We start from the raw sequence: 14021 nt of genomic DNA, 5'->3' as shown, positions 1-14021 counted from the left end.
AATGAATTTTAATTTTTTGTCTCCTGTTTCAGATGCAGTATTAGCTCATAACGAACTACTATCGCAACAAGCGCTCGGCAAAAAGATAAAAATTCATTCTACTCAAAATGGAATTCCAGATTTAGATGGAGTTAAGTTAGCCATCATAGGGGTTAAGGAAAACCGAAATGATGTTAACTATATGGGAGAAGAACTAGGTTTCGACACCATTAGAACTTCATTGTATGCATTGTTTCCAGGAAATTGGCACACTGGAATTGCAGATCTCGGTGATATTCCTCCAGGATCAACAATAGAAGATACCTATTATGCGGTTCGTACAATTATTTCAGTTTTATTAGAAAAGAAGGTCATACCTGTAATCATTGGAGGAAGTCAGGATTTGACTTATGCTAATTACAGAGCTTATGATACAATGGCACCTATGATCAATATTGTAAATGTTGACAGTAACTTTGATCTAGGAGATGCCTCTGTTGAAATGAAGAACAACAGTTTTCTTGGTAAAATTATTCTAGAGCAACCTTATAATCTATTTAATTACTCAGCCGTTGGTTATCAAACCTATTTTAATTCTCAAGAGGAAATAGACCTTATGGAGAAGCTTTATTTTGAAGCGTATCGATTAGGAGAGGTGACGCACAATATTAATATGGTGGAACCAGTAATGCGAGATGCGCATATAGTTACTATGGATATGAAGTCTGTTAGAGCAGCTGAAGTAGGTGCTAAACAAAAATATTCTCCAAATGGTTTTAATGGAAAAGAGATATGCGCTATTTCAAGATATGCAGGTATAAGTAATAAGGTGTCATCATTTGGTGTCTATGAATTTAAATCGACGAACGAACTAGATGCAACACCAATGTTAATCTCCCAAATAATATGGTATTTTATCGAAGGTGTTAATTGTAGAATTAATGATGACGATTTTACTAATGAAGCTAATCATCAGAAGTACAATGTGCTAATAGAAGATGATGAGTTGATATTTTATAAAAGTATAAAAACTGGGCGCTGGTGGATAGAAATACCTTTTTTACCAAATGTTAATAATAAATTAAAAAAGCATACGTTATTACCATGCACGCATGATGATTATGTCGAGGCAAGTCATGGTAAAATACCAGAAAGATGGTATAAAGCCTATAAGAAGAACAGTTTTTAGATGCATTTCATCGAATATTTTAACGCTTTTTTAATCGACGAAATGTTAACTTTTGGGGATAAAGTGCAAAAAAGATGAAAAAAAAATTGGTTTTTACTAAATATATATATATGTTTACTGCCTTGAAAAAAATCAAGACACTAATTAATACATAATTACAACTAAATAATTTAACCTCGAGTTTCTATGAATATTAAGAAGTTTGCTTTATTAACAGCTGTTTTAGCCCTACTAGTCAGCAGTTGTAACTCTGGTGACAGAGGACAACTTGTAGGAGTTAAAGGAAAGAAATGGCACCCAGAAAAACCTTATGGTATGGTACTAGTTCCTGGTGGAGCATTTATTATGGGTAAGTCAGACGACGATTTAGCAGGAGTACAAGATGCTCCTACAAGAACCGTAACAGTAAGAGCCTTTTACATGGACGAAACTGAAATCACTAATAGTGAGTATCGTCAATTTGTAGAATGGGTAAGAGATTCTACACTTAGAACAAAACTTGCAATTCTGGCTGATGAAATCGGTGAGACTCCAGGAAATGGAGGTATTGGTGAATTTGCATTCAAGGATTCAGATCCTGAAAATATGTCTGTTTACGAAAAGTACATGTACAATAACTATAGTGGTCTAGGTCCAACTGGTTATGAAGGTCGTAAATTAAACAAAGATGTTGATTTAATTTTCGATACGGCAGATTACCCAGATGAGTACTATGCTGAGGTCATGGACACTATGTATTTACCAATTGAAGAGTCATATAACGGACAGAGAACTTGGGATGTTAAAAAATTCAAGTTCCAATATAAGTATATGGACATTCAGAAAGCTGCGAAAGATCGTAGTTTAAGACGTAAAGATGTTATAGTTACAGAAGAGGTAGAAGTTTATCCAGATACAACAGCTTGGATTAGAGATTTCTCTTACTCTTATAATGAGCCAATGCACAATGATTATTTCTGGCACGATGCTTATGGAGATTATCCAGTAGTAGGTGTGTCTTGGAAACAAGCAAAGGCTTTTTGCCAGTGGAGAACCTTACACCACAACGAATACAGAAAACAAAAAGGAAGGCATTTTGTAAACTCATACAGATTACCATCTGAAGCAGAATGGGAATATGCTGCTAGAGGAGGTCTTCAAGGAGCAACATTCCCTTGGGGTGGACCATATGCTAAAAATGACAGAGGTTGTTTTATGGCTAATTTCAAACCACTTCGTGGAGATTATGCTGCAGATCAAGCATTGTATACAGTAGAAGCTGACTCATACGAGCCAAACGACTTCAATTTATATAATATGGCTGGTAACGTATCCGAATGGGTACAAGGATCTTACGATGCAGCTTCATATGAATATATGGCATCGTTCAATCCAAACGTAAATAACCCTGAAAACACACGTAAAGTAGTTCGTGGAGGATCTTGGAAAGATGTGGCATACTTCTTACAAGTAAGTTCAAGAGATTACGAATACGCTGATTCTGCAAGAAGTTACATCGGATTTAGAACTGTTCAGGATTATATGGGAACAGAAGTCACTAAAAATGCAGCTACTAATTAAACAATTAACTAAACTAAATAAACATTAATCTACTTAAGTTAATCGACTTAAAACTAAAAAAACAAAATTATGGCACAGAAAGGAAACATCACAATCACAAACATGGTCTATGGACTAGGAGCAGCAATCGTAATTGTTGGGGCTTTATTTAAAATTCAGCACTGGCCTTATGGATCATTGATCTTAACTATTGGTATGATTGTAGAGGCCTTGGTATTTACATATTCAGCATTTGAAAGACAGCAATCAGATTTAGATTGGTCTTTAGTATATCCAGAATTAGCTGGAGGAGCTACTTCAGCAAAGAAAGCTAAGAAAGAAGAGCCAAAAGATGCTGAAGGATTATTATCTAAGAAATTAGACAACATGTTAAAAGAAGCTAAAATTGACGGTGAATTAATGGCTAGCTTAGGAAACAGTATCAAAAACTTTGAAGGTGCTGCTAAAGGAATTAGCCCAACTGTAGATGCAATGAACGCTCAAAAGAAATACAGCGAAGAAATGTCTTTAGCTGCTGCACAAATGGAATCTTTAAATAGTCTTTACAAAGTGCAAATGGAAAGCGCTAATCGTCAAGCTGCTATTAATGAAGAATCAGTTGCAAACGCTGAAAAATTAAAAGAACAAATGCAATCATTAGCATCAAACCTATCATCTTTAAATGGAGTATATGGTGGAATGTTATCTGCAATGAACAAAAACTAATTGGTTTTTTGAACTATAATTACACAATTAATTAACTACTAAAAACTAATTAAAAATGGCAGGAGGAAAATTATCTGCAAGGCAGAAAATGATTAACTTAATGTACTTAGTCTTCATTGCAATGATGGCTATGAACATGTCGAAAGAAGTACTATCCGCTTTTGGTCTTATGGAAGCTAAGTTTGCAGATGCAAACGTGGTAACTGCAGACATGAATGAAAAGTTACTAGCTAACTTAGAAACTAAAGCAGAAGAGAAACCAGCTGAATTTGCTACAGCTGCAAACAAAGCGAAGCAAATAAGTGCAGCTTCTGATGAATTTTACAAGTATATTGAAACTTTAAAGAACGATCTTCTTAAGAAAGGAAAGTATACTGTTGATCCAGAAACTGGAAAGCTTCCTTTTGAAGCTATGGACAAAACCGATCTTTTAGATGAAGCTTGGTTTACTGGTGATAAATTGACTAAGAAAGGTGAAGAGGTTATGGCTAAGATTAATAGCTATAAATCTAAGGTGAAAGATATCATTGGTGATGATGTAAAATACGTTAAAGCTATTGAGAACTTTGAAAAAAGATTCAATACTGAACAAGTTACAAATAAAGATGGAAAGCCAATTGATTGGTTAGACTACCATTTCAAAGGTTTCCCAGCTATTGCATCATTTACAAAGTTAACTGCTATGCAGAATGATGTAAAGGTAACTGAAGCTAACATGTTTAATGTATTCCTAGGAAACACATTAGATGAGGCGGTATCTCTAAAAAATTATACAGCGATTGTAATTGCTGATAAATCTGCTTTCTTTGCTGGTGAAAAATTTCAAGGTAAAGTAGTATTAGGTAAATATGCTAATGTAACCCCTACTGGGTTAAGCATATCTGGTTCTGCAGTAGATTTGGAAAACGCTATTGATTCAACTGGTGCAGCTCGTTTAGATTTTAACGTTGGTGGTGTTGGAGAACATGAGATTGATGGTAAATTCACATTTTTAGAAGACGGAAAGCCATTAGATATTCCAATTAAAGGTAACTATGTGGTTGTGCCACGTCCTAATTCTGCTACAATTTCAGCAGATAAAATGAACGTTGTTTACCGTGGTGTTGATAACCCAATGACCATTTCTTTTGCAGGAGTACCTGATAATAAAGTACGTGCAACAGCTGCTGGATTAAGACCAGCTTCAGGAATGGGTAAATACGTGATGAAGCCAACTTCTGGTAGAGAGGTCACAATTAATGTTACAGCTACACTTGATGATGGTTCAACGGTAGGTGATAAAGCATTATTCAGAATTAAAGATATTCCTAAACCAACAGGAAAAATTAATGGACAAAGTGAAGGTAAATTACCTAGAAACAATGTTGAGATTGGAAAAGTTTCAGCTGAGTTAGACGGTTTTGATTTCGACTTACCATTAACAGTAACTAGTTTCAAAATTAAAGTACCTGGTCAACCATCTGTGTCTTGTTCTGGTAACAGATTAAATGGTGCAGCAAAAGCAGCTTTACGTAAAGCTAAACGTGGTGCAGGTATCCAGATATTTGACATTAAGTCGAGAAGTAATGGTCCGATAATCAAACCTGCAACACCAGTTGTAATAGAATTATCTAACTAAGTAGCTTCTAGTAACCCAAATTAAAAATTATAAAAGATGAATTATAAATATGTATTATCAATCATTGCCACTGTGTGTTTCACATCTGGTGTGTTCGCTCAGGCAAACATATTGAATGCTAAAACGCCTCAAGAAGTTGGTAAAAAGACTGAAGCGCAATTAGCATTAGATAATGACGAGCCTTTAGAATACGGTTATGTTGATGATAGAGACATACTGTTTTCTAAAATGACTTGGGAAAAAGTAGTTTTAGATGAACGTGTGAACTTTCCATTGTACTTTCCTGTAGATACTAACAATATCGGTAAAGAGCGTAGATCACTTTACCATACGTTGATAGCTGCAGTAAAAGATGGAAGAATCAAAAACGTTTATAATGATTCTTACTTTACTGAAAAGCGTACAATGAAGGAGCTTAAAGACATCACAACTAAAGTTGATACGCTCGATATCGGGTATGATCAATTAAATGCTGATGGCTATGTAGATCCTGAATATATCACTACCAGAAATATTGAAGCTTTTGATATTAGTGCTTACTTAATTAAAGGACTTTGGTATTTTGATAAGCGTCATGGAGAATTAAAGTATAGAATTCTTGGTATCGCTCCAGCGGCTCCAGATATCAACTTTATTGATTCTAGTGATGAAGCAAATAGAGTACCAAATGCATTGTTTTGGGTGTTTTTCCCAGAGGCTAGAGAAGCCTTGCATGAAGGAAAAGCATTTAATAACAAGAATAGCGCAATGCCTATCACATTTGATCATTTGTTGAATTCAAGACGTTTCAATGGCTACATGTACAAAGAAGAAAATGTATATGGAGATAGAGAAGTGAAAGAATATATTGCAGACAATGCTTTGATGCAGTTATTAGAGTCTGATCGAATTAAAGAAAAGATCAGAAACTTCGAACAAGATATGTGGTCTTACTAAGTAAAGACATAAATTAAAAAAAACGCTCACTAAATTTTTAGTGAGCGTTTTTTATTTACAGTATTTTTGCAGTCATGAAAGAGGTAGATTATATTGTAGTAGGTTGTGGTTTGGCTGGAATTGCGTTCTGTGAACAGTTAAGAGCATCTAATCGATCATTTGTTGTGTTTGATAACCAGTCGCAACACTCTTCACAAGTCGCTGCGGGTTTATACAATCCCGTTATTTTAAAACGATTTACTAAAGTTTGGAATGCTAAATCTCAGTTGGCATTAGCGTTACCAAAATATAAACTCTTAGAGACACTATTAAATATTAAACTAGATTATAAATTACCTGTTTATAGAAAGTTTGCTTCCATTGAAGAACAAAATGAATGGTTTATTGCTTCAGATAAGCCTGTTTTAAGTGATTTTTTATCCACTAAGCTGATACAGAATACAAATTCATATATAAGGGCAGATTATGGCTTTGGTGAGGTTTTACATTCTGGTAGAATCAGAACAACACAATTAGTAAAGTCATATAAGAATTACCTCCAGGATAATGGTATGATCAGTGAGGATAGATTTCAGTATGAATTGTTAGAGGTCTTTCCTGATGGTATTCAGTACAAAAATATTGCCTCAAAACATATTGTTTTTGCCGAAGGATATGGTTTGTCAAACAACCCATTCTTTAATCATTTACCACTCAATGGCACTAAAGGCGAAATGTTAACCATCAAAGCACCAGATCTTAAGATGAATTTTATATTGAAATCCTCTGTGTTTATAGTTCCGTTAGGAGATGATTTATATTGGATTGGTGCTACTTATGAAAGAAAAGATAAAACACATAATACTTCTGAAAAAGCAAGAGAAGAACTTATTGAAAAAGTAAAGCAGATCATTAGCTGCTCATTTGAAGTTGTTAATCAAGTAGCAGGTATTAGACCAACAACTAAAGATCGTCGCCCATTAGTAGGTTCACATCCAGAACATAAAAATGTATTCGTTTTAAATGGATTAGGAACTCGAGGTGTCATGATCTCACCCTATGTTGCTGAACAATTATTTAAACATATTGAATCGGGTGACGAGCTTGATTCTGAAATTGATATCAGGAGATTTCAACACTGATTATTTCTTCACTAGAGTTTTATCATAACTCATAAACATGTTGATCCATATATTTCTGGAAAGTCTCATAATAATCGGACCAAAGAGAATTAATGCGCCCACTATTGATAAAAAAGCTATAAATAAGGACGTTTCAATTATGAGATAGCTAATGATAAACGCAGCAACTGCAAATGCTATTCCAACACCATAACTTACATACATAGAACCATAGAAAAAAGAGGGTTCTAAACGATAGCGAGTGCCGCAATGAGAACAATGATCATTAATTTTTAATACATCATTCAATACATATGGGTTCTTAGTTTTATACATAGACTCCTGATGACATTTTGGGCATGCTCCTGTGAAAATACTATAAATTTTAGTCCCTTTTAACATGATATAAATTTGATTACTTTTGCGCTTTAAGTATGAAGTACAAATTTACGCTTTAATAAATAATTTATTGTAACAAAAGTAGCAAATGCTCAATATCCATAACCTTTCTATTTCATTTCAAGGCGAATTTCTTTTTGAAGATATCACATTCAAATTGAGTCCAGGCGATCGCATTGGTTTGATAGGAAAAAATGGAGCAGGAAAGTCTACTATGCTTAAAATTTTATCTAAAGAGTTAGAGCCTGATTCAGGGCAAATTGCAGCCGATAAGAATTTGAGTTTTGGGTTTTTAAAACAGGATATTGATTTTGTTTATGGAAGAACAGTCCTGGAAGAGTCTTATGAAGCATTTGAAGAGATAAAAGCTTTAGAGGCTAAGATGGAGGATGTGAATACGCAGTTAGCCGAACGTACAGATTATGAAAGTGAAGGATACCACCAATTAATGGTAGACCTTAATGAAGTGCAGCATCAATATGAGATTATTGGAGGATATAACTATCAAGGCGAAACAGAAAAGATCTTACAAGGGCTTGGATTCAAACGTGAAGATTTTGACAAGCTAACAGATACCTTCTCTGGTGGATGGCGAATGCGAATTGAACTCGCCAAATTATTATTACAGAATAACGATATTTTATTACTTGATGAGCCTACCAATCACCTAGATATCGAATCTATTATCTGGTTGGAAGGGTTCTTGAAAAATTATTCTGGAGCTGTGGTGATTGTATCTCACGATAAAATGTTTTTAGATAATGTCACCAATCGTACTATAGAAATTTCTTTGGGAAGAATCTATGATTATCCAAAACCGTATTCTAAATTTTTAGTACTTCGGAATGAAATTAAAGCACAACAGTTAGCCTCTCAGAAGAATCAACAAAAACAGATTGAGCAAACAGAGAAACTGATTGAAAAGTTTAGAGCTAAGGCCAGTAAGGCTACGATGGCTCAATCTCTTATCAAAAAGCTTGATCGTATGGAACGTATTGAAGTTGATGCAGATGATAATAGTGTAATGACGCTTAACTTCCCTGTTTCGGTCACACCAGGAAAGGTTGTGATAGAAGCTGAAAATGTGTCTAAAAGCTATGATGATAATCATGTGTTATCCAATATCAATCTCATGATTGAACGTGATAGTAAAACAGCTTTTGTTGGACAAAACGGACAAGGGAAATCGACATTGGCTAAAATCATTGTTGGTGAAATCAAATATCAAGGGCATTTGAAGTTAGGTCATAATGTACAGATTGGTTACTTTGCTCAAAATCAAGCCGAATATCTCGACGGAAGTAAAACGGTTTTGGATACGATGATCGATGCCGCTAATGAGAGTAACCGAAGTAAAGTACGTGATATTTTAGGTTCTTTTTTGTTTCGAGGCGATGAAGTAGAGAAATATGTTCGCGTGCTTTCTGGTGGAGAACGAAATCGTTTGGCTTTGGCAAAATTAATGTTGCAACCACTTAATGTGTTGGTGATGGATGAGCCTACAAACCATCTTGATATCAAATCAAAGAATGTCCTTAAAGAGGCACTCAAAAAATTTGAAGGCACACTAATTTTGGTGTCTCACGATAGAGATTTTCTACAAGGCTTAGCTAATGTTGTTTATGAGTTTAAAGACCAAAAGATTAAAGAGTATTTAGGAGATATTGATTATTATTTAGATCAACGAAATGTTGAAAACCTGCGAGAGGTAGAACGACGAACAGTAATAAAAGAGACACCTAAAACAAGTAATAAGCAATCTTATGAAGATCAAAAAAAGCTTAAATCTTTAAATAATAAACTAAGCAATATAGAATCAAAAATAAGTCAGTTGGAAAAGCAGATCAAAGAAGATGATGTTGAATTAGCTACCAACTATGATACTACTGTTGCAGATGAAACATTTTTTGATCGCTACCAAGCTAAAAAAGAAACACTTAAACAGCTAATGTTAGATTGGGAAACCATTCAATACGAATTGGAAGACTTATCCTAAATTGTGAGGATGCTCTTTTAAGTTTTTTTTAACTGCAATCCATTCGTATTTAGATACTTTTGTACCACAATTTTTTATATTGTTTTTTATACTGTAATTAACTAACCATTACATAAATTTATGCGCAATATTATCCTTTCCGTACTAGGAATTGTCCTCATTGCTGGCTCTGTTTTCATTGCTAACCGATTGATTGAGAATAAAAAAAAACCTAAACCAGTTCCGGAAAAAGTCATAAAAACGGTCTTTACAGATACTGTTCAGAATTCGACAGTTCAAATTGTAATTCCAGCAAACGGTAGTTTGGTGGCAAAACGTCGTATTGAATTGTTCTCTGAAGTTCAAGGTGTCTTTAATTCAAGTGGCAAACTATTTAAGCCTGGTCAGGAATATCGTAATGGTGAGACTTTAATTCGTATTGATGCTTCCGAATATTATGCGAGTGTACAATCCTCAAAAAGTAATCTTTACAATTCAATTGCAGCTATAATGCCAGATTTACGATTGGATTTTCCTGAAGTATTTCCGAAGTGGCAAAGCTATCTCAATAATTTTGATCTCAATAAAACAACACCCAAGTTACCTGAAATGACTTCTGAAAAGGAAAACTATTTTATTACAGGTCGTGGTATTGTCTCAAATTATTATAATGTTAAGAATTTAGAACAAAGGTTGTCAAAATATAATATCAGAGCTCCTTTTTCAGGTATTCTAACAGAAGCATTAGTTACTGAAGGGTCTTTAATTAGAAACGGACAAAAATTAGGGGAATATATTGATCCTTCGGTGTATGAGATGGAAGTTGCTCTAAGTAAAAGCTATGCAAGCCTGTTAAAGGTTGGAGAAAAAGTAGCACTTAACAATCTGGAAAAAACTCAAAATTTTTCAGGTGTTGTGTCTCGTGTTAATGGTAGTATTGATGCTACTACGCAAACCATTACTGCTTTTATTGAAGTTAAAGATGAAACATTAAAAGAGGGGATGTATCTGGAAGCTAATCTCAACGCAAAAGATGAACAAAATGCTATTGAGGTTGATAGAAATTTGATGTTAGATGGAGAGCAAATCTATATAGTTAGAGATAGTATTTTAGATATCATAAATGTTAAACCTGTGTATTTTTCTGATACTAAGGTCGTATTAAAAAATGTGCCTAATGGCACCATCATGTTATCAAAACCAGTTCCGGGAGCTTATGCTGGTATGTTGGTTAAGCCTTTTGAAACAAAACAACAACAAGACCAATCAACCAAAAACGAATAGGAGATGAGAAAGTTAATTGCCTATTTCATTCGTTATCACGTTGCTGTTAACGTCTTTATTTTTGCATTCTTTGTGTTTGGTATTCTTGGATATTTATCACTAAAGTCGTCTTTCTTTCCACTTGTAGATTCAAAGATTATCAATGTTAGTATTACGTACCCAGGAGCATCACCTCAGGAAATTGAGGAAGGAATTGTATTACAAATCGAAGACAACTTAAAAGGTCTTAAAGGGATAGATCGCGTTACCTCTACATCTCGTGAGAATAGCGGAACCATAACAGTAGAGATTGAGAAAGGTGAAAATATTGACTTCATGCTCCTTGAAGTCAAAAATGCTGTAGACCGTGTGCCAACATTTCCTACTGGAATGGAGCCATTGGTGGTTGCAAAACAGGAAGCTATCCGAGAAACCATTTCGTTTGCACTAAGTGGAGATAATATACCGCTATCTACTCTTAAACAATTAGGACGTCAAATAGAGAATGATCTAAGAGCTATTGAAGGTATATCTCAAGTACAGGTCACTGGATATCCTGCAGAGGAAATTGAAATTGCAGTGAATGAAACAGATTTACTTGCCTATAACTTGACATTTAACGATGTAGCACAAGCTGTAAGTACTTCTAATATTCTGGTTACTGGTGGTAATATTAAAACTGATGTTGAAGAGTATCTGATTAGAGCAAATAACCGTTCGTACTATGGTGATGAACTGTCTAACTTAATTATTCGAGCTACTTCTGATGGTAAAACAGTGCGATTAAAAGATGTAGCTATTGTGCGTGATCGTTTTTCAGAAACACCAAATGCAACCTACTTTAATCAGCAGTTGTCTGTCAATATTTCGGTTACAAGTACCAATAATGAAGACTTAATTGCATCAGCAGATAAAGTAAAAGAATACATTGAGTCTTATAATCAGAAATATGAAAATATTAGACTGGACGTTGTTAGAGATTTATCAATTACCTTAAATCAACGTACTGCTTTACTTGCTGAGAATGCTTTTTTTGGAATAGTTCTGGTACTTATTTTTCTATCTGTATTTCTTAATACCCGATTGGCATTTTGGGTAGCTTTTGGGTTACCTATTTCCTTTTTAGGAATGTTTATGTTTGCAGGTCAGTTTGATGTAACCATCAACGTATTATCACTTTTTGGGATGATTATCGTTATTGGTATCTTGGTAGATGACGGTATTGTTATTGCCGAAAATATATATCAACATTATGAAAAGGGTAAAACCCCAATTCAAGCAGCTATAGATGGTACCATGGAAGTGATTCCACCTGTAGTATCGGCCATTGTCACAACATTATTGGCATTTTCACTATTCTTATTCCTGGATAGTAGAATTGGAGAGTTTTTTAGTGAAGTTTCAGTGATTGTGATTCTTACATTGGCAGTGTCGCTCGTAGAAGCTCTTATTATTTTACCAGCGCATTTGGCACATTCTAAAGCTCTTAGGAAACAGAAAAAAGATGATAACCCATCAAAGATCAAGCAGTTTTTCGCCAAAATGAGAGGGATAAATGCTTTCGGTGATCGTATAATGGGCTACCTTAGAGATAAAATCTATGGACCTGTTTTAAGGTTTGTTTTAAAGTTCAAAATGTTATCACTCGGTATTTTTATTGCCTTGTTAGTGTTGACATTTGGTTCTATAGGTGGTGGCATTATTGGTGTGACGCTGTTTCCATCAATTGCCAGTGATCGTGTATCGATAGAATTGGATATGCCAAATGGAACCAATGTACAAATCACAGATTCTATCATTTCTATGATTGAAGAAAAATCATTCATAGTCAATAAAGAGTTTACTGAAGAGTACTTATCAGGAACTGATAAAGAGTTATTTGAAAATACCATTTTAACACTAAATAGTAGTTCTAGTGCTCAATTAGTAATAAATATGTTGCCAGGTGAAGAACGACCTGATGAAATTAAATCCTCATTAGTTGCAAACAGGTTACGAGAACTGGTTGGACCAGTAATTGGAACAGAGCGATTGATCTTTGGTTCTGGTGGAAATTTTGGAGGTAGTCCTGTTTCCGTAGCATTGTTAGGTAATAATATTGAAGAACTCAAAGCAGCTAAAGAAGAATTAAAACAGGTGCTCCAGGAAAATCCCCTCCTTAAAGATGTTGAGGATAATGATCCTGCTGGTATTAAAGAAATCCGATTGGAGCTCAAAGAGAGTGCTTATTTACTGGGCTTAGATCTCAGAACAGTCATGACTCAAGTGCGTTCTGGGTTTTTTGGTGCACAAGCTCAGCGTTTTCAGAGAGGACAGGATGAAATACGTGTTTGGGTTCGTTATGACAGGAACAATCGCGCATCAATAAATGACTTAGATGATATGCGTATTCAAACACCATCTGGAGAGCGTGTAACGCTTAAGGATATTGCAATATATACTATTGAAAGAGGTGATGTTGCTGTAAATCACCTTGAAGGTCAGAGAGAAATTCGTATCTCGGCTGATCTTAAAGATCCGAGTTCTAGTGCTACAGATATTCTGGATGATATTAGAAACAATACCATTCCAGATTTACAATCTAAATACCCAACAATCACAGCTTCTTTTGAAGGTCAAAATCGTGAAGCCTCAAAGTTAGCAAGCTCTCTGAAGTCTGCAGGAGGAGTAATCTTATTGTTGATTTATGTTACTATAGCATTTACATTCCGAAGTTATAGTCAGCCTATTTTATTACTGTTACTGGTGCCATTTAGTTTAACAGCTGTGGCATGGGGACATTGGCTTTTAGGGTTTTCCGTAAATATATTATCTCTTTTGGGAATCATTGCACTTATAGGAATTATGGTTAATGATGGCCTTGTACTAATAGGTAAATTTAATAGTAATTTGAAGGAGGGAATGAAATTTGACATGGCGCTTAGTGAAGCTGGTAAGTCAAGGTTTAGAGCTATTTTTCTAACCTCACTGACAACAATTGCTGGTCTTGCACCTCTATTGTTAGAAAAAAGTAGGCAAGCACAATTTCTAAAACCAATGGCAATTTCTATTTCTTTTGGGATTGGATATGCCACCATTTTAACCTTATTGGTATTGCCACTATTTTTGGCATTTAGTAACGATATAAAGAAAAATATAAAATGGTTGTGGACCAATCGTGAGGTAAGCAAAGAGGAAGTAGAACGTGCAATCAAAGAACAAAACGAGGGTCATTTTATAGAAGAACAACCGACATTGAAATTAGATGAAGGTCATAAGGTTTCTGACGTATCAGAATCTGAATTAAAAGAATAAAAG

The 14021-nt window shown here is 34.7% G+C and carries 10 protein-coding genes; 9 read left to right on the top strand and 1 reads right to left on the bottom strand.

Annotated features, from left to right (window positions below; genetic code table 11):
• Window position 1 precedes the first annotated feature (1 nt).
• From Q0951_RS12050 to Q0951_RS12025, 6 genes are all read left to right on the top strand, one after another.
• Window positions 2–1168: a formimidoylglutamase gene (locus tag Q0951_RS12050; RefSeq protein WP_299337187.1), complete on the top strand. Its 1167-nt coding sequence runs from the start codon at window positions 2–4 to the stop codon at window positions 1166–1168.
• A gap of 186 nt (window positions 1169–1354) precedes the next feature.
• Complete coding sequence (gene gldK / locus Q0951_RS12045) at window positions 1355–2728, top strand: gliding motility lipoprotein GldK (protein ID WP_299337186.1); 1374 nt, start codon at window positions 1355–1357, stop codon at window positions 2726–2728.
• Between the two features lie 69 nt (window positions 2729–2797).
• Window positions 2798–3433 (top strand): gliding motility protein GldL, encoded by a 636-nt coding sequence (gene gldL, locus Q0951_RS12040; RefSeq protein ID WP_299337185.1) that lies wholly within the window; start codon window positions 2798–2800, stop codon window positions 3431–3433.
• Window positions 3434–3488: 55 nt separating this feature from the next.
• Window positions 3489–5051, top strand: coding sequence for a gliding motility protein GldM (gldM, locus tag Q0951_RS12035; protein ID WP_299337184.1), 1563 nt, complete (start codon window positions 3489–3491; stop codon window positions 5049–5051).
• 36 nt (window positions 5052–5087) lie between these two features.
• Window positions 5088–5987, top strand: a complete 900-nt coding sequence (gene gldN / locus Q0951_RS12030) for a gliding motility protein GldN (protein ID WP_299337183.1) — start codon at window positions 5088–5090, stop codon at window positions 5985–5987.
• A 74-nt stretch (window positions 5988–6061) separates the two neighbouring features.
• Window positions 6062–7108 carry an FAD-binding oxidoreductase gene (locus Q0951_RS12025; protein WP_299337182.1) on the top strand — a complete coding sequence of 349 codons (1047 nt, stop codon included), beginning with the start codon at window positions 6062–6064 and terminating at the stop codon, window positions 7106–7108.
• On the opposite strand, the gene Q0951_RS12020 is transcribed toward Q0951_RS12025, so the two are convergent.
• Window positions 7109–7492 carry a DUF983 domain-containing protein gene (locus Q0951_RS12020; RefSeq protein ID WP_299337385.1) on the bottom strand — a complete coding sequence of 128 codons (384 nt, stop codon included), beginning with the start codon at window positions 7490–7492 and terminating at the stop codon, window positions 7109–7111. It abuts the gene before it with no gap.
• Window positions 7493–7574: 82 nt separating this feature from the next.
• Between Q0951_RS12020 and Q0951_RS12015 the strand changes: the two genes are divergently transcribed.
• The 3 genes from Q0951_RS12015 (at window position 7575) to Q0951_RS12005 (ending at window position 14018) form a co-directional block, all read left to right on the top strand.
• On the top strand, window positions 7575–9482 hold the full coding sequence (locus tag Q0951_RS12015) for an ABC-F family ATP-binding cassette domain-containing protein (RefSeq protein ID WP_299337181.1): 1908 nt from the start codon (window positions 7575–7577) through the stop codon (window positions 9480–9482).
• A gap of 120 nt (window positions 9483–9602) precedes the next feature.
• Entirely contained in the window at window positions 9603–10745 is a 1143-nt protein-coding gene (locus Q0951_RS12010; protein ID WP_299337180.1) for an HlyD family efflux transporter periplasmic adaptor subunit, read from the top strand.
• A 3-nt stretch (window positions 10746–10748) separates the two neighbouring features.
• Window positions 10749–14018 (top strand): efflux RND transporter permease subunit, encoded by a 3270-nt coding sequence (locus Q0951_RS12005; RefSeq protein WP_299337179.1) that lies wholly within the window; start codon window positions 10749–10751, stop codon window positions 14016–14018.
• The last annotated feature ends 3 nt before the right edge of the window (window positions 14019–14021 follow it).

This window comes from uncultured Psychroserpens sp. (assembly GCF_947501425.1).
GTDB lineage: Bacteria > Bacteroidota > Bacteroidia > Flavobacteriales > Flavobacteriaceae > Psychroserpens.
Note: the sequence above shows the minus strand (reverse complement) of the source record. Positions and strands in the feature narration are given on the sequence as shown.